The sequence below is a fragment of the Amycolatopsis anabasis genome, assembly GCF_009765355.1.
Taxonomy (GTDB): Bacteria; Actinomycetota; Actinomycetes; order Mycobacteriales; family Pseudonocardiaceae; genus Amycolatopsis; species Amycolatopsis anabasis.
Window position 1 is genome coordinate 153,084 of record NZ_VTHK01000018.1, and the last position, 21,157, is coordinate 174,240.

General features: G+C 72.0%; 19 protein-coding genes and 1 other RNA gene. 8 read left to right on the plus strand and 12 right to left on the minus strand.

Annotation, left to right across the window (positions count from 1 at the left end; all coding sequences use genetic code 11):
* Nucleotides 1-6: 6 nt before the first annotated feature.
* From FXO23_RS24030 to FXO23_RS24055, 6 genes are all read right to left on the minus strand, one after another.
* Nucleotides 7-936 (minus strand): ABC transporter permease, encoded by a 930-nt coding sequence (locus FXO23_RS24030; RefSeq protein WP_158887653.1) that lies wholly within the window; start codon nt 934-936, stop codon nt 7-9.
* Nucleotides 933-1,937 (minus strand): ABC transporter permease, encoded by a 1,005-nt coding sequence (locus FXO23_RS24035; RefSeq protein WP_158887654.1) that lies wholly within the window; start codon nt 1,935-1,937, stop codon nt 933-935. Before FXO23_RS24035 ends, FXO23_RS24030 begins: the two co-directional genes overlap by 4 nt.
* An 85-nt stretch (nt 1,938-2,022) precedes the next feature.
* On the minus strand, nt 2,023-3,690 hold the full coding sequence (locus FXO23_RS24040; protein WP_179956858.1) for an ABC transporter substrate-binding protein: 1,668 nt from the start codon (nt 3,688-3,690) through the stop codon (nt 2,023-2,025).
* Nucleotides 3,691-3,897: 207 nt separating this feature from the next.
* Complete coding sequence (locus FXO23_RS24045; protein WP_158887655.1) at nt 3,898-4,461, minus strand: uridine kinase family protein; 564 nt, start codon at nt 4,459-4,461, stop codon at nt 3,898-3,900.
* 62 nt (nt 4,462-4,523) lie between these two features.
* On the minus strand, nt 4,524-5,120 hold the full coding sequence (recR, locus tag FXO23_RS24050; RefSeq protein ID WP_158887656.1) for a recombination mediator RecR: 597 nt from the start codon (nt 5,118-5,120) through the stop codon (nt 4,524-4,526).
* Between the two features lie 12 nt (nt 5,121-5,132).
* Nucleotides 5,133-5,504 (minus strand): YbaB/EbfC family nucleoid-associated protein, encoded by a 372-nt coding sequence (locus FXO23_RS24055; protein WP_158887657.1) that lies wholly within the window; start codon nt 5,502-5,504, stop codon nt 5,133-5,135.
* Nucleotides 5,505-5,566: 62 nt separating this feature from the next.
* Between FXO23_RS24055 and FXO23_RS24060 the strand changes: the two genes are divergently transcribed.
* The gene (locus tag FXO23_RS24060; protein ID WP_158887658.1) at nt 5,567-6,376 is read left to right on the plus strand and encodes an N-acetylmuramoyl-L-alanine amidase; all 810 of its coding nucleotides are present in this window, start codon (nt 5,567-5,569) and stop codon (nt 6,374-6,376) included.
* A 195-nt stretch (nt 6,377-6,571) separates the two neighbouring features.
* Here FXO23_RS24060 and FXO23_RS24065 read toward each other — a convergent pair whose 3' ends face one another.
* Entirely contained in the window at nt 6,572-8,560 is a 1,989-nt protein-coding gene (locus FXO23_RS24065) for a DNA polymerase III subunit gamma and tau (protein WP_158887659.1), read from the minus strand.
* Between the two features lie 212 nt (nt 8,561-8,772).
* Nucleotides 8,773-8,867, minus strand: an RNA gene (ffs, locus tag FXO23_RS24070) — signal recognition particle sRNA small type.
* Nucleotides 8,868-8,985: 118 nt separating this feature from the next.
* On the opposite strand from ffs, the gene FXO23_RS24075 reads away from it, so the two are divergent.
* Nucleotides 8,986-9,900: a serine/threonine dehydratase gene (locus tag FXO23_RS24075; protein WP_158887660.1), complete on the plus strand. Its 915-nt coding sequence runs from the start codon at nt 8,986-8,988 to the stop codon at nt 9,898-9,900.
* A 1-nt stretch (nt 9,901) separates the two neighbouring features.
* Here FXO23_RS24075 and FXO23_RS24080 read toward each other — a convergent pair whose 3' ends face one another.
* The 3 genes from FXO23_RS24080 to FXO23_RS24090 all read right to left on the minus strand — a co-directional run bounded on the left by FXO23_RS24080 (nt 9,902) and on the right by FXO23_RS24090 (nt 14,148).
* Nucleotides 9,902-11,728, minus strand: coding sequence for an ArnT family glycosyltransferase (locus tag FXO23_RS24080; protein WP_158887661.1), 1,827 nt, complete (start codon nt 11,726-11,728; stop codon nt 9,902-9,904).
* Nucleotides 11,729-11,942: 214 nt separating this feature from the next.
* The gene (locus FXO23_RS24085) at nt 11,943-13,448 is read right to left on the minus strand and encodes a sensor histidine kinase (RefSeq protein WP_158887662.1); all 1,506 of its coding nucleotides are present in this window, start codon (nt 13,446-13,448) and stop codon (nt 11,943-11,945) included.
* Complete coding sequence (locus FXO23_RS24090; RefSeq protein ID WP_281356583.1) at nt 13,426-14,148, minus strand: response regulator transcription factor; 723 nt, start codon at nt 14,146-14,148, stop codon at nt 13,426-13,428. The genes FXO23_RS24085 and FXO23_RS24090 overlap by 23 nt, the downstream gene beginning before the upstream one ends.
* Before the next feature lie 154 nt (nt 14,149-14,302).
* Here FXO23_RS24090 and FXO23_RS24095 point away from each other — a divergent pair, with 154 nt between their 5' ends.
* The 3 genes from FXO23_RS24095 to FXO23_RS24105 all read left to right on the plus strand — a co-directional run bounded on the left by FXO23_RS24095 (nt 14,303) and on the right by FXO23_RS24105 (nt 17,045).
* Nucleotides 14,303-14,866 carry a hypothetical protein gene (locus FXO23_RS24095; RefSeq protein WP_158887663.1) on the plus strand — a complete coding sequence of 188 codons (564 nt, stop codon included), beginning with the start codon at nt 14,303-14,305 and terminating at the stop codon, nt 14,864-14,866.
* Between the two features lie 350 nt (nt 14,867-15,216).
* Nucleotides 15,217-16,389, plus strand: coding sequence for a sensor histidine kinase (locus tag FXO23_RS24100; protein ID WP_158887664.1), 1,173 nt, complete (start codon nt 15,217-15,219; stop codon nt 16,387-16,389).
* Nucleotides 16,386-17,045 carry a response regulator gene (locus FXO23_RS24105; protein WP_158887665.1) on the plus strand — a complete coding sequence of 220 codons (660 nt, stop codon included), beginning with the start codon at nt 16,386-16,388 and terminating at the stop codon, nt 17,043-17,045. Before FXO23_RS24100 ends, FXO23_RS24105 begins: the two co-directional genes overlap by 4 nt.
* A 1-nt stretch (nt 17,046) precedes the next feature.
* Here FXO23_RS24105 and FXO23_RS24110 read toward each other — a convergent pair whose 3' ends face one another.
* Nucleotides 17,047-18,090, minus strand: coding sequence for a helix-turn-helix domain-containing protein (locus tag FXO23_RS24110; RefSeq protein ID WP_158887666.1), 1,044 nt, complete (start codon nt 18,088-18,090; stop codon nt 17,047-17,049).
* Between the two features lie 120 nt (nt 18,091-18,210).
* Between FXO23_RS24110 and FXO23_RS24115 the strand changes: the two genes are divergently transcribed.
* The 3 genes from FXO23_RS24115 to FXO23_RS24125 all read left to right on the plus strand — a co-directional run bounded on the left by FXO23_RS24115 (nt 18,211) and on the right by FXO23_RS24125 (nt 21,156).
* On the plus strand, nt 18,211-19,155 hold the full coding sequence (locus tag FXO23_RS24115) for an alpha/beta hydrolase (RefSeq protein WP_158887667.1): 945 nt from the start codon (nt 18,211-18,213) through the stop codon (nt 19,153-19,155).
* Nucleotides 19,156-19,255: 100 nt separating this feature from the next.
* Complete coding sequence (locus FXO23_RS24120; protein ID WP_343034506.1) at nt 19,256-20,731, plus strand: hypothetical protein; 1,476 nt, start codon at nt 19,256-19,258, stop codon at nt 20,729-20,731.
* Complete coding sequence (locus FXO23_RS24125; RefSeq protein WP_158887668.1) at nt 20,728-21,156, plus strand: FixH family protein; 429 nt, start codon at nt 20,728-20,730, stop codon at nt 21,154-21,156. Before FXO23_RS24120 ends, FXO23_RS24125 begins: the two co-directional genes overlap by 4 nt.
* Nucleotide 21,157 lies beyond the last annotated feature (1 nt).

Consider the following 21,157-nt stretch of genomic DNA (forward strand, 5'->3'; position numbering starts at 1 on the left):
TTCAGCTCACCGCCTGTTCTTCGGGTCGAGGGATTCGCGCATGGATTCGCCCAGCAGTGTGAAACCCAGTGCCACCAGGATGATCGCGATCGCCGGGTACAGCGCGAGCTCGAACCGGATGTCCAGGAACGAGCGGGCCGCGTTGCCCAGCATCAGGCCCCATTCCGCGCGGCTCGGGTCCGGGTCGCCGAGGCCGAGGAACGACAGCGCGGCCGCCTCGATGATCGACGTGGCCAGGGTCAGCGTGGCCTGCACGATCACCGGGCCGAGCGAGTTGGGCAGCATGTGCCGCAACACGACCGTGTGCCGCTTGACGCCGAGCGCGGTCGCGGCGAGCACGTGGTCGCTGGATCTCTGCGCGAGCATCGAACCGCGCAGCAGGCGGGCGAAGATCGGCACGGTGATCATGGCGACCGCGATGATCACCGTCCACTGGCTCGGTTTCGCGGCCAGCGCGGCGATCGAGATGGCCAGCAGCAGGCTCGGGATGGACAGCATGACGTCGACGAACCGCATGAGCACGGTGTCGACCCAGCCGCCGAACGCCCCGGCGAGCCCGCCGATCAGCATCCCGATGGCCAGCCCGATCAGCGTGGCCATCACGCCGACCACCAGCGTCTGCTGGGAGCCGATGATCATGCGGGAGAGCATGTCCCGGCCGTCGACGTCCACGCCGAGCGGGAATCCGGCCTGCGGGCCGGGAATGATGCCCGCGCCGAGCTGGACCTGGTCGGCCAGGTAGCGCTCGTAGGGGTCCTTCGGCGCGAGCCACGGCGCGAAGATCGCCAGCAGGACGAACAGGCCGATGATGACCGCGCCGGTGATGGCGACCGGGTTGCGGGACATCCGGCGGAACGCTTGCGCGGCAAGGCTGGTCCCGGCCGAGGCGGCCAGGTCGTCGATCTTTTCCTTGCGGCGGGTGAGAAGACTGCTCATCGGACACGCACCCTCGGGTCGATGAGGCCGTAGGAGATGTCGACCAGCATGTTGACCAGGACGTACACCACCGCGCCGAGCAGGACGAGTGCCTGCAGTCGCGGGTAGTCCCGGCGGTCGATCCCTTCGGCCAGCAAAAATCCGATGCCGCGGAAGTTGAAGACCCGTTCGGTCAGCACCGCGCCGCCGAGCAGCAACCCGGTCTGCAGGCCGATCGTGGTCGACACCGGGAGCAGCGCGTTGCGCAGCACGTGCCGACGGCGGATCGTCGGCTGGCCCAGGCCCTTGGACCGGGCGGTGCGGATGAAGTCCTCGTCCAGCACGTCCAGCACCGAGGCCCGGGTGATCCGCACGATCACCGCGAGCGGGATGGTGGCCAGGGTGAGCGCCGGCAGGATCAGATGCCAGAGCGCGTCCCAGGCGGCGTCCCATTCCTGGGTGAGAATGCCGTCCAGCACCGCGAAATGGGTGACCGTGGTGGCGTCCAGACCCGCCGCCTGCCGCCCGGAGGCCGGGAACAGCGCGAGGTCCTGCGCGAACACGTACTTGAGCACGTACCCGAGGAAGAACACCGGGACCGCGACGCCGACGAGCGTGCCGAGAATGGTCAGGTTGTCCAGGGAGCGGCCGCGGAACCGGGCGGCCAGGTAGCCCAGCGGGATGCCGAGGCCGACCGCGAAGATCAGCGCCATCACCGAGAGTTCGATGGTGGCGGGCAGCGCGAAACCGATCTCGGACAGGACCGGCTGGGTCGAGGCCAGCGAGTTGCCGAAGTCGCCGGTGAACACGCGGCCGAGGAATTTGAAGTACTGGATGAAGATCGGCTGATCGAGGCCGAGGATGTGGTTGAGTTCCGCGACCTTCTGCGGGGTGGCCTTGTCGCCGAGCAGGGCGCCGGCCGGACCCCCGGGCAGCGAACGCAACCAGGCGAACACCAGGACGGACAGGATCAGCAGCGTCGGAATCGCTTGTAGCAGCCGGCGCACGATGAATCGGAGCATGGAATTCCCTTGCTAAAAGCCCTCAGGTGGCGGGGCAGGGGGCAGGCGAGGTGCGCCTGCCCCCTGCTCGGCTACTCAGCCCGGGCTATCCCTTGCTCACGGTGTTGAACCGCTCATCGGTGAGCGGGCTCGGCACCATGCCCTTGATCTTCGGACCGACCACCAGCGCGGGGGTCGGGTACGCGATCGGGATCGCGGGCAGGTATTCCATGACCTTCTTGTTGGCCTGCTGGTAGGCCGCGGCGTGCGGCTGACCCGGCGCGGCGGCGTCGGCGTCGGCCAGCGCCTTGAACAGCTCGGGGTTGTTGAACCCGAACTCCGGCTTCTCCCGGCCGAAGAACGTGCCGATGAAGTTGCCGGCGTCGTTGTAGTCACCGGTCCAGCCGAGCAGGTGGATGTCCTGCTTCCCGGACTTCTGCACGTCGTCCTTGTAGCCACCGTTCCACGGCTTGGCGATCGGCTCGATGTTGACGCCGATCTTCTTCAGGTCCTCGGAGATCGAGGTGAAGGCGCTGGCCGGGTCCGGCAGGTACGGCCGGGTGACCTCGGTCGGGTAGTAGAACTTCAGGGTCAGCCCGGTGGCCCCGGCCTCGGCGAGCAGCTGCTTGGCCTTCTCCGGGTCGTACGGGTACTTGGTGACGTCGTCGGTGTAGCCGTCGATGACCTTCGGCACGAACTCGGTCGCGACCTCGGAGCCCTCGGCGAGCTTGCCCTTGACGAACTGCTCGCGGTTGATGCCGTAGGCCAGGGCCTGGCGCACCTTGATGTCCTGGAGCTTCGGGTTGCCCTTCTGGTTGATGCCCAGGTACAGGATGTTGAACGACGGGCGGATCAGCACGTTCTGGCCGTCGTTGCGCAGCAGCTGGTAGTCGGCGGGCGCCGGGTAGTCGTAGCCGTCGATGTCACCGGACTTGAGCGACTGCTTGCGCGCGTTCTCGTCCGGGACGACCTTGAAGACCAGCTTCTCCAGCTTGGCCTTCTCCCAGTGGTCCTCGTTGCGGACCAGGGTGATCTCGCCCTTGCCCTGGTCGTACCCGGCGAACTTGAACGGGCCGGTGCCGGTCGGGTGCAGGTTCGCGTAGTCGCTGTAGGCGAAGGAGTCGCCGGACTGGGTGACCTGGTCGGCGTTGTACTTCTTCAGCGCGTCCGGGCTGGACATGGAGAACGAGGGCAGGGTGAGCGCGGCCGGGAAGGCGCCCTTGGCCTTGTTCAGGTTGAGGACCGCGGTGGACTCGTCCTTGGCCTCGCAGTTCTTGTAGACCGGCTGGCCCTTGGTGTCGCCCTCGTTGGCGGCGAAGCCCTCGAAGACGTCGCCGTAGTAGATCATCTGGCTCTGGGCGGCCTGGCCCTTCATGTTGAACCAGCGATCGAAGTTGAAGCAGACCGCGGCGGCGTTGAACGGGGTGCCGTCGTGGAACTTGACCCCCTTGCGCAGGGTGAAGGTCCAGGTCTTGTTGTCGTTGCTCGGCTCCCACTTCTCGGCCAGCGCGCCGACGACCTCGGCGGTGCCGGGCTTGTTCATCAGGAGCGTGTCGTACATCTGCCGGACGATCCGGAAGGTCTCGCCCTCGTCGTTGAAGATCGGGTCGAACATCTTCGGGTTGCCGGCGGCGCCGAAGATCATCGTTCCCCCGGCGGCGCCCCCGCCCGAGTCGCGGTCGGACTGGGCACAGGCGGACATGGAGACCGCAAGCGCGCCGGCAAGCCCGATCAGGGCGATGCGGCGCGTTCGAGCCACCCGCTTTTGGAGCATTTGGCACCCCTTGTGAGATGTTCGGTTTGCGTACCGGCCGATCGGTCAGGAAGTCCACGATCGGCGGGTGTGGTCGCCGACACTAGCCTGAAGTCGCCCCGCACTTAAGCACGTGAGGTTACGATCGCGCTACGTGGACGCTGATGTCACCGCACAGTGTCGGTAAATAATCACGAACCGTAGCCGAATTTGGCACCGCTAGGGCTCCTAGCGGACTACCGCTACTCCGAATGAGGTATCGGCGTGCTGCGCGGGGCAATCCACCGCGAACCAGCCCCGTTCGAACTTCTGCCAGCTTTCCAAGGCATTCCTGCTGGGCTCCCCGTCACGCCGCACGGCCCGCTCCAGCCGGGCTTCCGGGGACGGCCCGTCGATCCAGCAGAGGTGTGCGAGATGCCGCCGGACCGAGGCCCGCCCGGCGGAAACCCCTTCCAGCACGAGCACTTCGGGCACCTGGACGGTTTTGCGCGCGCCCAGCCGGGGCTCGCCGGTGGTCCAGTCCATTACCCGGTAACTGCCCGCGGTGCCGTGTTCCAGGGGTTCGAGGACGCCGTCCACCAGCCGTGGCCACCAGGCGACCGGGTCGTCCCAGGTGGCGAAGTCGTCGGTGGACACGAGTCCGGTGCGGACACCCCGCCGCCGGAACTCCTCGACCACTTCCCCCGCATACGTCGACTTCCCGGCGCCGGAGGGCCCGTCGATCGCCAGCACCCGGACCCCACCGAGCCGCGCGGGCGCGGCGAGCACCTGGTCGACGAGTTCGTCTGTCATGAGGGGACCCCTCCTGACGAATTTTGTCCGGAGGGGTCCCCTCATGACAGGTCTCGGGGTGTTCAGAGGGCGCGGCGGCCGGAGAGGGCGCGGCCCAGGGTGAGCTCGTCGGCGAACTCGAGGTCGCCGCCCATCGGGAGGCCCGAGGCCAGCCGGGTCACGGTGAGCCCGGGGAAGTCGCGCAGCATGCGCACCAGGTACGTGGCGGTCGCCTCGCCCTCGGTGTTCGGATCGGTCGCGATGATGACCTCGGTTACGTCGTCGGCGCCGATCCGGGCCAGCAGTTCGCGCATGCGCAGCTGGTCCGGACCAACGCCGGACAACGGGTCGAGCGCGCCGCCGAGCACGTGGTAGCGGCCCTTGAACTCGCGGGTGCGCTCCACGGCGAGGACGTCCTTGGGCTCCTCGACCACGCAGATGACGCTCAGATCGCGGCGCGCGTCCCGGCAGATCCGGCAGGTCTCCTGTTCGGAGACGTTGCCGCAGATCTCGCAGAACTGCACGCCCTCCTTCACCTTGCCCAGGACGTCCTGCAGCCGCCCGATGTCCGCGGGATCGGCCGCGAGGAGGTGGAACGCGATCCGCTGGGCGCTTTTGGGTCCGATACCGGGCAACCGCCCGAGCTCGTCGATGAGGTCCTGGACTACACCCTCGTACAAATTGTGTCTCCGCTAACCGAGGCCGCCGGGAAGGCCGAAGCCGCCGAGGTCGGGCATGCCGCCGCCACCGCCGAGGCCGCCGGCGAGCGGGCCGAGCTTCTCCTCGGTCAGTTTCTGCGCGCCCGCGGTCGCGTCCCGGACGGCGGCCACCACCAGGTCGGCGAGGGTTTCGGTGTCCTCGGGATCGACGACCTTGGGGTCGATGGTGAGGCTCTTCAGTTCCATACCGCCGGTGACCACCGCGGTCACCAGGCCACCGCCCGCGGTGCCGGTCACCTCGGTCCGCGCGAGCTCCTCCTGCGCGTCGACCAGCTGCTGCTGCATCTGCTGGGCCTGCTGCAGGATCGCCTGCATGTCGGGCATTCCGCCACCGGGTTGCACCATGATTCGGTTCCGCTCTTTCGGTTGCACGTGCCTACCAGCCTAGCCGTCACGGCTGTGGCACCGTGGTCACCGTGCGGAAGCTTCTGGTCGTGGTGGGTGCGGTGTTGCTGGCGGGGTGTCAGGCCGCTCCGGCACCGCCGCCGCCCAGCACTCCCGCACCGGGCGCGGTTCCGCCGGAGCCCAGCGCCTCGGCGCCGCCGAGCAGTACGCGAGCGGCGCCGCGTGGCGTGGTCGTGGTGCTGGATCCCGGGCACAACGGCGGCAACGCCCGGGACCGCGCGGCGATCAACCGGCCGGTGCCCGCGGGGCGGGGGCGGACCAAACCGTGCAACACCACCGGGACCGCGACGAACGCCGGGTACACCGAGCACGCGTTCACCTTCGACGTGGCCCGGCGGGTCGGGCAGGCGTTGTCCACACACGGTATACAGGTTGTATACACCCGGGATACCGATGACGGGGTCGGGCCGTGCGTGGATCGGCGAGCGGCGATCGGGAACTCGGCGGGGGCCGCGGCGGTGGTGTCGATCCACGCCGACGGGTCGAACGCGGCGAGTGCGACCGGTTTCCACGTGGCGTACTCGGCGCCGCCGTTGAACCCGGCCCAGGGCGAGCCGTCGACGCGGCTGGCGAACACGCTGCGGGACGGGATGCGGTCGGCGGGATTCACGCCGTCCAACTACATCGGCAGCGGCGGGCTTTCCCCGCGGGACGATCTGGCCGGGCTGAACCTTTCCGAGCGCCCGGCGGCACTGGTGGAATGCGGCAACATGCGCAACGCGACCGAGGCCGCCGCCATGTCCACTTCGGACGGTCGGCAACGCTACGCCGACGCCATCGCGGCCGGAATCGAACGCTACCTCGCCCGCTGACCACTCCCCACTCACGCACTTGGCCGACAAAGTCATCCTTGCGCCCTGGTGGGCGGGCCCGGTGCGGGCGGGCGCAAGGGAACCGGGTATTGGGGGTCGTGAGTGGCTAGACCGGTTCTAACCGGCCAGAACACTCACGACCCCGCCAGCGCACGGGAGCCCGAAAGCGCGCGCACTTTCGGGTCCCCCGGGCCGTCAGTTGTCGAGGGGGCGGGCGCCGAGGTGTTCGGAGAGGAGGCGGTGGGCGGCCTCGTCCGGATCGATTTCGGCGGCGGGTTCGGCTTGGGGCGCCGGGCCCGCGTCCTGGGCGATCGGGTCTTCCTCGTCCTCGGGTTCCGGGGGCAGCGGGATGTCCGGTTCGGTGGTCACCGGCCGGGGGCGTTCGGGCTGGGCCGAGGACGGGCGCTGGAACGACCGCTGCGGCGCTTCCTGCTGCGGGGGCGTTTCCCGTTGGGGCGCTTGACTTTGCGGGGCCGGAGCACTCGGGCGCTGCGGGGCCGAGCGCGGGGCGGGCGGGTTCGCGGGCGGGGCGGCGGCGCCGCTGCCGTGGACGCAGCGCACCTGCCACTGGCCGCCGAGCACCTCCCGGAGCGCACCGGCGATGAACTCGGCGTTGCGGGACTCGGACAGCCGCTTGGCCAGCGGGGCCGCGGTGTGCGCGAGCACCACCGTCGACCCTTCGACGCTCTGCACGGTGGCGTTGGTCAGCATGGCCTCGGTGCTGCGGCTGGTCTTGCGGATGGCCGCGAGCAGATCCGGCCACACCCGGCGGACGGCGGTGGCGTCGATGCCGCCGACCGCGGACGGTTCGGGGGGCGCGGCGGGCTCGGGTTCCGGCTGCCAGTCGGCGGCGGCCGGTTTCGGTTGCGCCGCAACGGGTTTCGGTTCGGCGGGCGCGGGGCGGCTCGGCGCCGGGGCGGGCGGCTCGGGCGCGGCGGCACGCTGCGAAGGGCGCTGGAAGGCGCGCTCGGGCTGAGCCGCCGGGGCGGCGGGCGCCTCGGGGGCCTGCCCGCCGGAGCCGCCGACGGTGACCCGGCGCTCCAGCCGCTCCAGCCGTTGCAGGACCGCGGCTTCGCTTTCCGAGGCCGACGGCAGCAGCATCCGCGCGCACAGCAGTTCCAGCAGGAGGCGGGGCGCGGTGGCGCCGCGCATCTCCAGCAGTCCATTGTGGATGATCTCGGCGTAGCGGGACAGCGTGGCCAGGCCGATCCGCTCGGCCTGCGCGACCATCCGGCCGAGTTCCTCGTCCGGCGCGGACACCAGGCCGCGCGCGGCCGCGTCCGGCACCGAGCGCAGCAGCACCAGGTCGCGCAGGCGGTCGAGGAGGTCGGTCGCGAAGCGGCGCGGGTCGTGGCCCGCCTCGGCGAGTTTCTCGACGGTGCCGAACACCGCCGCGGAATCGTCCGCGGACAGCCCGTCGACCATGTCGTCGATCAGGGCGACGTCGGTGACGCCGAGCAGCGCCACCGCGCGCTCGTAGGTGACCCCGTCCGGCCCGGCCCCGGCGAGCAACTGGTCGAGCACCGACTGGGTGTCGCGGGCGGAACCGCCACCGGCCCGGATGACCAGCGGGTACACCGCGGGTTCGACCGGGACGCCTTCGGCGGCCACGTTGCGTTCCAGCAGTTCGCGCATGGCGCTCGGCGGGATCAGCCGGAACGGGTAGTGGTGGGTGCGCGAGCGGATGGTGGTGAGCACCTTGTCCGGCTCGGTGGTGGCGAAGATGAAGATGAGGTGCTCGGGCGGTTCCTCGACGATCTTCAGCAGGGCGTTGAAGCCCTGCGTGGTGACCATGTGCGCCTCGTCGATGATGAACACGCGGTAGCGCGATTCGGCCGGGGCGTAGAAGGCGCGGTCGCGCAGCTCGCGGGCGTCGTCGACGCCACCGTGACTGGCCGCGTCGAGTTCGGTGACGTCGATGCTGCCCGAGCCCTCGGGCGCGAGCGCGCGGCAGGAATCGCATTCGCCGCACGGGTCCGGCGTCGGCCCTTTGACGCAGTTCAGCGAGCGCGCCATGATGCGCGCACTGGAGGTCTTGCCGCAGCCGCGGGGGCCGGAGAAGAGGTAGGCATGGTTGATGCGCCCGGCCGCCAGCGCGGTGCGCAGCGGATCGGTCACATGCTCCTGACCGACGACCTCGGCGAAGGTCGCCGGACGGTACTTGCGGTACAGCGCGAGAGCCACCCCGCGAGCCTACCGGCCAACCCCGACAGCAAAAGGCTGGGTGCGCCCCCTCCGGATTCGGCAACCGCCACTGGTCCGCAGGAAATTCAAACCGGCGCTGGTCCAAGTCCAACGCGCTCAGCGCTCGCCAAGGTGAGGAGCTCGTAACGTGGGGGGGGTCGCCCCCACAGTGAGACAAGGTCGCCGCGAAGCCCCGCAGGGGCGAGCAGCGGAATAGGGGACCCCGCGCACCCGCCAGAGCCTGCTTATCCTTGCTGCCTTCCGGCCCTGGGGAGGTTCACAGGGTGGACGCCGCGCGGGGTCCGTGGACCAGTGTAGCGAGCCGGGGGTGCGCGGTGCGTAACCGGGCCGGGGCATAAGGCCGCCTGATACCGCCGGAGCGGGCTTTCTTGGAGGCGCGGCCCGCGCGCGGGCAGGGTGGGAGCATGACCAACCTCACCGACATCCCGACCGTCGCCGATGTGCATTCGGCGGCCCTGGCGATCCGGCCGTACGTCCGGCGGACGCCGTTGCTGCCCGTCGAGGTCGACGGCCGCCCGTTGCTGATCAAGCTGGAGCACCTGCAGCGCAGTGGTTCGTTCAAGCTGCGGGGCGCGGTGAGCGCGTTGCTCTGCGGGCCGCGGCCCGCGCGGGTGGTCACCGCTTCGGGTGGCAATCACGGTCTCGGGGTGGCGACGGCGGCGGCGTTGCTGGGGGTCCCGGCGACGGTGTTCGTGCCGCGCGGGGTGCCCGAGGGCAAGGCGCGGCGCATCGAGGCGGCGGGGGCGAGCCTGATCCGGCACGGGGACACCTACGCGGAGGCGGCCGCGGAGGCGCGGGAGGCGGCGACCGCCCCGGGCACGCGGTACCTGCACGCCTACGACGAGCCCGCGGTGATCGCCGGGCAGGGCACGGTGGCGGCCGAGGTGATCGCCGAGGTGCCGGAGACCGACGCGGTGGTGGTCGCCGTGGGTGGTGGCGGGCTGGCCGCGGGGACCGCGCTGGCGATCGGCGGGCGCACCACGTTCGCGGTGGAGCCGCGGAACTGCTGCTCGTTGCGGGAGGCGTTGCGGGCGGGTGAACCGGTGGACGTGGCGGTCGATTCGGTCGCCGCGTCCGCGCTGGGCGCGACCCGGGCGGGCACGCTCGCGTTCGCGGTGCTGAACACGCCGCGGACGGTGCCCGTGCTGGTGGACGACGACGAGATCCTCGCCGCCCGGGACCGGTTGTGGGAGGAGTTCCGGCTGGCGGTGGAACCGGCCGCCGCGGCGCCGTTCGCGGCGTGGCTGGCGGGCCGGATCCCGGCCGAGTTGCCGTGCCTGGTGCTGTGCGGCGCGAACACCGACTGGGCGCCGGAGTGAGTCAGCGCGGCCGGGTGAGGTCGTACACCGTGGTTCCGCCGACGGTCAGCGGGGTGAAGGTGTCCTCGACCCAGGTCGCGATCTCGTTCGCTCCGCCGCGCGTGCGGCCGCCCGCGAGGAAGTAGCGCACCTCGCCGTTGGCCACATACTGCTGGAACCGTTCGAGGGCCGGCGCCGGGTCGCGGCCGGAGAAGCCGCCGATCGCCATGATCGATTTCCCGGTGCTCAGGGCGAGTCCGGCGGCTTCCTGCGCCCCGCCGGTGGCCGCGGCCCATTTCGTGGTCGTGCCGGTGAGCAGCGCGGTGAGTTCGTCGTCGGTCGGCTCACCGGGGCGGCCGAAGCCGCTCGAGACCGGCCCGGCGTTCGGGATGCCCCCGGAATGCGAGGTGGCCGCGGTCGCGACCGCGTACGAGGACATCCCCAGCAGCCCCGCGCACACCATGGCCACCAGCAGCGGTTTCGCGGCGCCGCGGACGCGGTCCGCGCCGAACAGCAGGGCGAACACGGTCACCGCGACCAGCACGAGCACCAGGAAACGCAGCCAGGGATGCCAGGAACCGTTGCGGGACAACAGGATGAACGTCCACACCCCGGTCGCGGCGAGCATCAGGGCGAGCGCGGCGCGGGCGGCGAAGTTGTGGCGGCCGCGCCAGAGTCCGGTTCCCGCGAGGGCGGTCAGCGCGGCGGCCGCGGGGGCGAGCGCGACCGTGTAGTAGGGGTGGATGATGCCGCTCATCAGGCTGAAGGTGAGCCCGGTGCCGACGAGCCAGCCGCCCCAGAGCAGCACTGCGGCGCGGGTGCGGTCGGTGCGGGGCGCGCGGCGGGTGAACCACAGCCCGGCGATCAGCGCGATGAGCGCCGCGGGCAGCAGCCAGGACACCTCGAGGCCGAAGCTCTCCCCGAACATCCGGCCGAGCCCGGCCTCCCCGCCGAATCCCCGGCTTCCGCCAGGGCCGATCATCATCCCGGGACCGCTGCCGCCGGGGTCGCCGTCACCGCCGAGGATGCGGCCGAGCCCGTTGTAGCCGAGCGCGAGTTCCAGCGCGCTGTTCGTCGTGGAGCCGCCGATGTACGGCCTGGACGCGGCGGGCCAGAGGGCGACGGCCGCGACCCACCAGCCCGCGGACACGATCACCGCGCCCGCGGCGGCGCACAGGTGCGCCAGGCGGCGGCCGAACGAGGTCGGCGCGGCGACCAGGTACACCAGCGCGAACGCGGGCAGCACCAGGAAGGCCTGCAGCATCTTGGTGAGGAAGCCGAATCCGATCGCGACGCCCGCGAGGACGAGCCAGCGCGCGCTCGCCTGCTCGGTGGCGCGGACGGTGCAGTACGCGCCGGCCACCAGCAGCAGGACCAGCACGGCGTCCGGGTTGTTGTAGCGGAACATGAGCGCGGCGACCGGGGTCAGTGCGAGCGCGGCGCCCGCGACCAGTCCGGCGGCAGGGCCGGAGACGCGGCGGACCGCGGCGTAGAGCAGGCCGACCGAGGCGACCCCGGCGAGGGCGTCCGGGACCAGCATGCTCCAGCTGGAGAACCCGAAGATCCGGCCGGACAGCCCCATCAGCCACAGCGCGGCGGGCGGTTTGTCGACCGTGATCACGTTGCCGGGGTCGAGCGCGCCGAAGAACCACGCCTTCCAGCTCTGCGTGCCCGCCTGGACGGCCATGGCGTAGTAGTCGTTGCCGTATCCGGAGGAACCGAGGCGCCACAGGTACAGCGCGGCCGTGGCGATCAGCAGGACGGCCAGGGCGGCGCGGTCCGCGGTGATCCGGGGCGCTTTGACCGGCGGCGGGTTCTCGACACGGCTTAGGGCGGGCGCACTCGTCATGGCCCCACCGTCGCGGCCACCGATGTGCCTACGTTGTGCACTCCCTGTGCGCGGGCTGTGAGTGGGCGGGACGTGGAATCCGGGTTCCCGAGTGTTGAACTCGCTTGCCTGAATGTGCAATTCGTTTACCGGAACGTGCGACTCGTGCCGAAACGGGGGAACTCGGGCTACCGGAACGGGGGACTCGCGCGACGGGAACGGGGGACTCGCGGGGTCAGGGTTTGTAGGGGAGGTGGGTGGCGGGGTCGGGGAAGGTGACGGTGAACGTGGTGCGGCCGGGTCGGCTGTCGACGCGCACGTCGCCCCGGTGCGCGGCGACGACGGCGGCCACGATCGCCAGGCCGAGGCCGGTGCTGCCCGCGGCACGGGAACGGGACGTGTCGCCGCGCGCGAAGCGTTCGAACACCTCGGGCAGGAGCACCGGCGGGATACCGGGCCCGTCGTCGCTGACCGCGAGCGTCACCAGACCGTCGCTTGTGGACAGTGCGGTGGTGACCTCGGTCCCCGGCGGGGTGTGCGTGCGCGCGTTGTTCAGCAGGTTGAGCACGACCTGGTGCAGCTGGCCGGAATCGCCGAGCACGGTGATCGGTTCGGCGGGCACGTCGAGCGGCCACTCGTGGTCCGGGCCCGCCGCGTGCGCGTCGGCCACCGCGTCGGCGACCAGGCGGGACAGGTCCACCGGCTCGTGCACGACCGGTCGCCCGGAATCCAGGCGCGCCAGCAGAAGCAAGTCCTCGACCAAGGTGGTCATCCGGGCCGATTCGGATTCGACGCGGGACAGCGCGAACGACACGTCCGGCGGCAGTTCGTCGGCGTGGCGGCGGCTCAGTTCGGCGTACCCCCGGATCGCGGCCAGCGGCGTGCGGAGTTCGTGGCTGGCGTCGGCGACGAACTGGCGCACCTTGCTCTCGCTGTTCTGGCGGGCGGACAGGGCGTTCGCCACGTGCCCGAGCATCCGGTTCAGGGCCGCGCCGAGCTTGCCCACCTCGGTCCGCGGATCGGTGTCCACATCGGACACCCGCACGGAGAGCGCGACCTCGCCGCGGTCGAGCGGCAGTTCGGCGACCTGTGCGGCGGTGGTGGCGAGCCGGTCGAGCGGGCGCAGCGTCTTGCGGATGGTCAGCGCGCCGACCGCGCCGGTGACCAGCAGCGCGCCGAGCGCGACCCCGCCGAAGATGAATCCCAGCTGCCACAAGGTTTCCGACACCTCGCCCATGGGCAGGCCGGTGATCAGCACGTCCCCCGCCGGGCCGCGATGCGCGACCAGCCGGTACTCGCCGAGCGATCCGAGGTTCCGGCTCTGCGGCGCCCCGTTCCGGGGCAGGTTCACCAGCACGGCCAGCTGGTCGGTCGGCACGTGGTCGAACTGGATCCGGTCGCGCTGGGCCGGATCGGTGTTCGCGCGGAGCACCCCGGCGCGGACCTCGCCGTCCGGTCCGATGTGCGCGGCGAGCGTGCCGACGCCCTGGCCGACGGCGCGCAGCGCGTCCGGCGGCGGCCGGTCGATGCCGGGAAAGCCCGGCCGGTTCGGCGGCGGCGGACGGTTGCCGCGCTCGCTGGCCGCGGCGAGCCGGTTGTCCAGCTGGCCGAGCAGGAACTCGCGCAGCGCGAACTCGGTCACCACGCCGACCACCAGGCACACCAAAGCCAGCAGCCCGGCCAGCTGGGCGATCAGGCGCCGCCGCAGCGACCAGCGGTTAGCTCGCCGGTTTGAGGACATACCCGGCGCCGCGCATGGTGTGGATCATGGGCTCCCGGTCGGCGTCGATCTTCTTGCGTAGGTAGGAAATATAGAGCTCGACGATATTCGCCTGCCCACCGAAGTCGTAACTCCACACGCGATCGAGGATCTGCGCCTTGCTCAGCACCCGTCTGGGGTTCCGCATCAGGAACCGCAGCAGCTCGAACTCGGTGGCGGTGAGCGGGATCGACTCGCCCGACCGATGCACCTCCCGGCTGTCCTCGTCCAGGGTGAGGTCGCCGACCACCAGCTTCGAGCCCTGGCTGCCGGACACCCCGTGCGCCCGGCGCAGCAGCGCGCGCAGGCGCAGCGCGACCTCCTCCAGGCTGAACGGTTTGGTCACGTAGTCGTCGCCGCCCGCGGTGAGCCCGGCGATCCGGTCCTCGACGGCGTCCTTCGCGGTGAGGAACAGCACCGGGAGGTGGGGCGCCCCGGCGCGCATCCGGCGCAGCACCTCGAGGCCGGAGAAGTCCGGCAGCATCACGTCGAGCACGACCACGTCCGGCCGGAACTCCCGCGCGACCCGGACCGCTTCGGCGCCGGTCCCCGCGGTGCGGATCTCCCAGCCTTCCATGCGCAGGGCCATGGACATCAGCTCGGCGAGGGTGGATTCGTCGTCGACCACCAGCACGCGCACCGGCGTGCCGTCGGCGCGGCGCAGCTCGGTCGGAGTTTTCACGGTGTCATCTTGAACGGTCCGGATGGGCCGAAGCTGTGCCCCTTCTGTGTATTTGCTGTGAGCGGTCCACAGTCCTCGCCTACCCGTGGCACAGCTCGCGCACAGCGTGCGCGGTGAAGCTGGGCGGCGACGGCACCAGGAGGAAGGACCGAAGATGACTACCGATCCCGCCCAGCGACCCGAGGGTGCGAACTGGGGCGACCCGCCGCCCGCCGAGCCGGCCAAGCGCTGGTCCGGCAAGAAGACCGCCGCGGCGGCCGGGATCGCGGTGGCGATCGCGGCGGCCGGTGGCGTGGCGATCTACGCGGGCACCAGCGCCAACGGGAGCGAGCAGGCGGGCGGGCGGATGACGGGGCCCGGCGGCGGGATGGGCGGGGCGCCGCGGGAGGCGCTGCACGGCGACTTCGTGGTGTCCGACGGCAACGGCGGGTATACGACCGAGCGGATGCAGACCGGCGAGGTGACCGCGATCAGCGCGACCTCGATCACGGCGGCCAGCAAGGACGGCTACACGCAGACGTACGCGATCGACGCTGGCACGCGGAAGACTTCGGATCCGAAGACCGGGGACACGGTCACGGTGATCGCGAAGGTCACCGGGCAGACGGCCACCGCGACCAGCATCGGCGAGGGCGACGCGATGCGGGGGCAGCCGCCGGGCATGGGCGGCCAGCGGCAACCCGGTCAGCAAGGCGGCCGCCGCGGCGACGGCACCTGAGCCCGCCGCACCCCTTCCGCGTGAATGGTCCGTTCATGCCGCTAGGGGGACCCCTTGATTCAAGGGTAGCGAGTGGTACCGACATTTCCGGTGAGGTTTCCGCAGGTGAGGTTCCTCATGCGGAGCCGGGCCGGGGTTCCTCAGCGTGACCAGGTTTCCCAGCGGGGCCGGGGTTCCCAGCGGGGCCGGGGTTCCTCAGCGGGGCGGGGATTTCGTAGCGGCGGTGCGAAGGTTGGGGTTGTGAGTGTTTGGGCCGGTGCCAACCGGCCTGGCCGGTCCCGCCTTCCAAGACCCGGCTCCTTGCGTGTGCGCGGCGGGCGCGGGGCGCGGCTTGTGCCAGAGTGATCCGCGTGCGGGACGTCAGCGGGTCACTCACCCGGCAGTCGCTGCTCGTGGCCGGGGTGTGCCTGGTCGCGGACGTCGGCCTGTTCCTGATCGCCGGGCCGCCGCTCGGCGGGAACTGGCGGGCCTGGGTCGTGCTCGCGGGCTTGGTGGCCTTCGACGCGGCACTCGCCGCGCCCGCCCGCTTCTCCGGGCTGGTGGCCGCCGGGCACGCCGTGTTGCTGGTCGTCTCGCCCCTCCTGCTGTGCAAATGCGGCTTCGACCGGGTGCCGGACAACGCGGGCGTGCTGATCGCCGGGTACCGCGCCGGAGCCTGGCTGCGCACCCCGCAGGGCCTGGCCGCGCTCGCCGTGGTGTGCGGCGGGCTCACCGCGTCCCAGCTCATCGTGGACAACCGCTCGGCCCACGACTGGCGGCTGCTGGTCATCAACGTGCTGGTCACCGCGGTGCTGCCGTGGCTGGTCGGCCGGTACACCACCGCGCGCAGCGGCTACCTCGAGGAACTCGACCGCCAGGCCGAACGCCGCCGCCACGACGAGCAGGAGGCGGTACGCCGGGCGGTCACCGAGGAACGCAGCGCCATCGCCCGCGATCTGCACGACGTCATCTCCCACCACGTCAGCGCGATCGGCGTGCACGCGGGCGCGGCGCGGCTCGGGCTGTCCGGCGATTCCGCGCAGGTGCGGCGGTCGCTGTCCGCGGTGGAATCGGCGAGCCGCTCGGCCATGGTCGACCTGCGCCGGCTGCTGGACCTGCTGCACGGTCAGGACACCCGTTCGCAGCGCCAGCCCGGCCTCGGCAACCTCGACGAACTGCTCGACGGTCTGCGCTCGGCCGGGTTGCCGGTCCGGTTCACCCGCTACGGCACGGCCCGGGAACTCCCCGGTTCGCTGGACATCGCGCTGTACCGGATCGCCCAGGAGGCGCTGACGAACGCGTTGCGCCACGGCGACGGCGGGCCGGTCGAGGTCGAGCTGGCGTTCCGGCAGACCGAGGTCTCGTTCACCGTCACCAACCCGGTCGCGCCGGACCGGCCACCGGCGACCCCCGGCGAGTGGCCGCACCTCGGGCTGACCGGGATCCGCCAGCGGGTCGCGCTGTTCGGCGGCGAGGTCGCCTACGGTCCCCGCCCGGACGACCGCTGGCAGATTCGGGTGAGCTTTCCGTTGGAGGTGCCGTGACCCTGCGCATCCTGCTGGCCGACGACCACGCGATGTTCCGCTCCGGCATGCGGGCCGTGCTGGACACCCAGCCGGACCTGGAATGCGTCGGCGAGGTGGCCGACGGCCGGGCCGCGGTGGCCGAAACCGAGCGGCTGCGGCCGGATGTCGTGGTGCTCGACGTCCGGATGCCGCGGCTGGACGGGCTCGCCGCGACCGAGGCGATCCTGTCCGCCCCGGGCAACGACACCCGGGTGCTCGTGCTGACCACCTACGACCTGGACGACTACGTGTACCGGGCGCTGCGGGCAGGGGCGAGCGGTTTCCTGCTGAAGAGCCTGCCCCCGGAGGAACTGGTGTCCGCGATGCGGATCGCCGCGCGCGGGGACGCGCTGATCGATCCCTCGGTGACCCGGCGGCTGGTCGCCCGGTTCACCACCAGCATCGAACCGCCCGCGAGCACACCCGAACTGGAACGCCTGACCACGCGCGAACGCGAGGTGCTGTCGCTGATCGCCCGCGCGCACAGCAACGCCGAGATCGCCGAGGCGCTGCGCGTCGGCGAGGAGACCGTGAAGACGCACGTTTCCCGGGTGCTCGCGAAACTCGGCTTGCGCGACCGGGTGCACGCGGTGGTGTACGCCTACCGCCACGGCCTCGTCGAACCGGAGCCCTAGCTCACGGCGCGCTGTCGCGGAGCCTGCGCAGCAACAGGGCCAGGTGGAGCCGGAACCGCCCGTGCGGGCTGTCCAGCGCGAAACCCAGCACCTCCTCCGCGTGCACCATGCGCGTCGCGATCGTGCTGTGGTGGCGGTACACCGCGGTCGCGGCCTTGCGCACGGAACCGGTGGCGCAGAACGCCTGCAGCACGGCGAGCAGATCGGCGCCGGTGGGCTCGGCGGCCAGCCGGTCGAGGGCGGCCACATCGGTCACCCCGGCGATGTCGGCGGCACCCAGCTTGTCCGCGAGCAGCGCGAGCCCGCCGAGGCCCTCCGCCCAGACGATCGGCATGCTCGCCGCGTCGGTGAACCGCAGCGCGGAACGGGCGTCGCGCCACGAACCCGGTGCGTCGATCGCGTTGACCCGCGGGCCGATCCCGGCGCGGACCCCGGCCGGGACGAGCCCGGCGGGATCGTCGTGACCGGGCAGCAGCACCGCCCGCCAGGCGCCCAGCGCGGCGGACCGCACGTCGTCGAGCGCCGGAATCGCCTCGCCGCCGGGATCCAGGGCCAGCACGCGGATCGGGGCGACCGGGGTGAGCCCCATCAGGTGCAGTGCCCGGGAACGTTCCGCTTCCCCCGCCGAATCGGCGAGCGCGAGTTCGAGCAGGGCCGGATCGCCGAGTTCGGGCAGCGCGCCACGCGGGCGGTCCAGCACCAGCGCGACGGCGATCGCGAACCGTTCCAGCAGCATCTCGTCCAGCGGCAGGGCCGCGCCGGACCGTTCGAGCCAGCACCGCAGGCCGTCGTCGAACTCCCGCTTCGCCGCGCCCGCGGGGGTCCGGCCCGCGGCGCACACCTCGCCGCGGGGATCCGCGCGCAGCCAGACGCCCTGCCCCGGCACGTGCACGCCGATCGGACATTCGGCGAGCGCGGAAGCGTTGCGCAGCAGGGTCTCCAGGCCGACCTTGCGAGCCACCAGGCTGTCGAAGAAGCCGATGACGCGCACGGCGTTCTCCGCGTCGGCATCCAGCGCGGACAGCCTGAGCAGCAGTCCTTCCATCTCCGTGAGGTTACCGCCGGATTGGCGGATCAGCGGGCGCGGTTCGGCGACAGGTGTCGGCTGCGCACGCGCGCCGCGACGGGGCATGCTCGGCCACCCGGCGTCAAGGAGGATTCCGCCATGAGTTACCGGTTCGACCCCGAACTCGCCCCGTGGGTGGCGATGCTGCCGAACGTCGACCTGACCGATCCGGTCGCGGCCCGCGCCGAACTGCGGGCGATGTTCGCCGCGCAGGCGGCGGAACCGCTGCCGGAGGCCGTGTCGTTCCGGGACACCGCGGCGCCGGGCGTGCCGGTGCGGATCTACACGCCGACCGGCCGCCCTGGTCCGCTGCCCGCCCTGGTGTACCTGCACGGGGGCGGTTTCGTGCTCGGGGACTTGGATTTCGGGCACGCGGACACGGCGTGGCTGGCCGCCGACGTGGGCGCGGTGGTGGTGTCGGTGGACTACCGCCTCGCGCCGGAAAATCCGTTCCCCGCCGGGCTCGAGGACGCCTACGCCGCGGTGCGCTGGGCGGCGGAGAACGCGGAAGAACTGGGGATCGACCCCGCGCGGCTCGGGGTCGGCGGGGACAGCGCGGGCGGCGGGCTGGCCGCGGCGACGGCGTTGCTCGCCCGCGACCGGGGCGGCCCCGCGCTGTGCTTCCAGTACCTGGGCATCCCGGAACTGGACGACCGGCTGGACACCCCGTCCATGCTCCGGTTCCACGACACCCCGATGTGGAACCAGCCGAAGGCGGTGCTGAGCTGGAAGTACTACCTCGGTGGACCGACCACTGTGGACGGTCGAGACGGGCTGTGCTACGCGGCGCCCGCGCGGGCGGAGGACCTCACCGGGCTGCCCCCGGCGTATGTCACCGCGTGCGAGTTCGATCCGTTGCGGGACGAGGGATTGCGGTATGCGCAACGGTTGCTGGCGGCGGGGGTGACCGTCGAACTGCACCACTACCCGGGCACGTTCCACGGCTCCGGCCGGATCCGGGAAGCGGCGGTCACCCAGCGGATGCGCGCCGACCAGCGCGCCGCACTGCGTCGCTTCCTTCTGGGCCGCTTCCTCCGCGCCTGACCGCGCGGGCCCTGTCGGGGCCGGGTCCCCTGGGCGGGGGACGGGAACTCCCCCGGCGCCGTGACGATTCGGGGGGCCCGGCTGGTTAGCGTCGGCCGCGATGGACGGCATGGGGCGGGGACGGCGCGCGCTGGTCGTCGCGCTGTGCTCGGTGTTGCTGTGCCTGAGCGGCGCGACGCCCGCGCTCGCCGACGGGATGCCCGCCGGATCCGATCTGCACGTCGCCCAGTCGCTCGGCGAGCGCGAACTGACCGTGGTCATCCGGCGCGCCGAGCCGGTTCCCGGGCCGCTGCGGGTCGAACTCGTCACGCACGCCGGATCGCCGCCGGGCACGCTCACCCTCCGCGTCGCACCGACCGGCGCCGGGGCGGCCGGGGGCGAGCTGCCGCCCACCGGCACGGTCGTCAGCGAGGAACGCGTGGCGCTGGGCGACCGGCCCGGCCCCTACGCGAGCACGTTGCGCGTGGACCGGCCGGGCCCGTGGGAACTGGCGATCGACGACGGCCAGCGGGTCGCCCGCGTGCCGTTCCTCGTCGCCGCGCGCATCGTGACGCCGTGGGAGAAGGCGACCTACGGCGGGTTCGTCGCCGCCGGGGCGCTGCTGCTGGTTTCGCTGGTGGTGGCCGTGCGGGCGAAACGCGGCTGGGCCGCGCTGGTGCCCGCCGGCGGGATGGTCGCCGCCCTCGCGGTCGCGGTCACCGGCGCGCTGCTGTCCGCCGCGATGCCCCCGCCCGCCGAACCCGGGCGGCTCCTCGACCCCACCGCCGGGAACATCACCGACCCCTACCCCGGCCGCCGTTTGTCCACAGTGGACTACTCGCGGCCGCCGGTGAACGTCACCGCGAACGCGGGTGACGCGAGCGCGGGCCGCCCGGCCGAATTGGCGCTCACCGTCACCGACGGCGCGACCGGCCGCCCGGCCGACGACCTGCTCGTCCACGACAGCGCGCTCGTCCACCTGATCGTGATCGGCCCGTCCGGGAACCTGTGGCACCTGCACCCGATCCGCACCGCGCCGGGCGACTACCGCGTCCGGCTGACCCCGCCGGAACCGGGTGTGTACGCGGTCGCCGCCGAACTCTCCCGCCGCGGCGGTGGCGTGCAACTGGTCCGGACCACCTTCCGGGTCGCCGAGCGTCATGAGGGGTCCCCTCCTATCGAAAAACGTCCGGAGGGGACCCCTCATGACACCACCGTGGAGACCGGGGTACGGGCGGCGGGGACGGCGAGCACGATCACCGCGCGGTTCGGCGGCGCCGCCGATCTGCAGCCGTGGCTCGGGATGCTCGGCCACCTGATCGTCATCGGCCCGCTGCCGGACGGCCCGCCGGTGGGCGAGGCGGCGGCCGGGGCGCCGATCTGGGCCCACGTGCACGCGATGGCGCCGACGACTCCCGGGGCGACCGGCGGTATGCCGGACGAAACGGTCGCGGCCTACGGCCCCGGCGTGCGGTTCACCTACACGTTCCCGCTGCCCGGCCGGTACCGGCTGTGGCTGCAGGCCGAACGCGGCTACGCGGTGACGACCGTGCCGCTCACCGTCGACGTCCCGGACACCGAAGGAGCACGCCGATGACGACCGAGGCGGTCCGGCGGAAACCGGTGGCGCTCATCGCCGGGGTCGTGGTGGCCGCCGGTGTCCTGCTGGCCTGGCTCCTCTGGCCCGCCGGGGACTCCGGGCCGAACGTGCTGCGCGGCGGCACCGAGCGCTACGCGGTCGAACTGTCGCTGGACAACCCGCGGGTGGGCGCGAACTCGGTGGCCCTGCTCGTCACCGATCCGCGCGGGGCGCCGGTCGCGCTGGACTCGGTGACCGTGGAACCGGTGATGCCGCAGATGGGTCACGCCATCACCCCGGTCCCCGCCGGCCCGGACGGGCCGGGCCGGTACCGGGCGCACGATCTGGTGCTGCCGATGAGCGGGCAGTGGGAACTCACGGTGCGCCTGCGCGGCGCCCCCGGCCCCGATCAAGTCGTCTTTCCCTTGCTGGTCAACGGATAGG

Coding starts and splice junctions, on each gene's coding strand:
- FXO23_RS24030 (WP_158887653.1), bottom strand. CDS start 936: ATGAGCAGTCTTCTCACCCGCCGCAAGGAAAAGATCGACGACCTGGCC.
- FXO23_RS24035 (WP_158887654.1), bottom strand. CDS start 1,937: ATGCTCCGATTCATCGTGCGCCGGCTGCTACAAGCGATTCCGACGCTG.
- FXO23_RS24040 (WP_179956858.1), bottom strand. CDS start 3,690: ATGCTCCAAAAGCGGGTGGCTCGAACGCGCCGCATCGCCCTGATCGGG.
- FXO23_RS24045 (WP_158887655.1), bottom strand. CDS start 4,461: ATGACAGACGAACTCGTCGACCAGGTGCTCGCCGCGCCCGCGCGGCTC.
- FXO23_RS24055 (WP_158887657.1), bottom strand. CDS start 5,504: ATGGTGCAACCCGGTGGCGGAATGCCCGACATGCAGGCGATCCTGCAG.
- FXO23_RS24075 (WP_158887660.1), top strand. CDS start 8,986: ATGACCAACCTCACCGACATCCCGACCGTCGCCGATGTGCATTCGGCG.
- FXO23_RS24080 (WP_158887661.1), bottom strand. CDS start 11,728: ATGACGAGTGCGCCCGCCCTAAGCCGTGTCGAGAACCCGCCGCCGGTC.
- FXO23_RS24085 (WP_158887662.1), bottom strand. CDS start 13,448: ATGTCCTCAAACCGGCGAGCTAACCGCTGGTCGCTGCGGCGGCGCCTG.
- FXO23_RS24095 (WP_158887663.1), top strand. CDS start 14,303: ATGACTACCGATCCCGCCCAGCGACCCGAGGGTGCGAACTGGGGCGAC.
- FXO23_RS24110 (WP_158887666.1), bottom strand. CDS start 18,090: ATGGAAGGACTGCTGCTCAGGCTGTCCGCGCTGGATGCCGACGCGGAG.
- FXO23_RS24115 (WP_158887667.1), top strand. CDS start 18,211: ATGAGTTACCGGTTCGACCCCGAACTCGCCCCGTGGGTGGCGATGCTG.
- FXO23_RS24120 (WP_343034506.1), top strand. CDS start 19,256: ATGGACGGCATGGGGCGGGGACGGCGCGCGCTGGTCGTCGCGCTGTGC.
- FXO23_RS24125 (WP_158887668.1), top strand. CDS start 20,728: ATGACGACCGAGGCGGTCCGGCGGAAACCGGTGGCGCTCATCGCCGGG.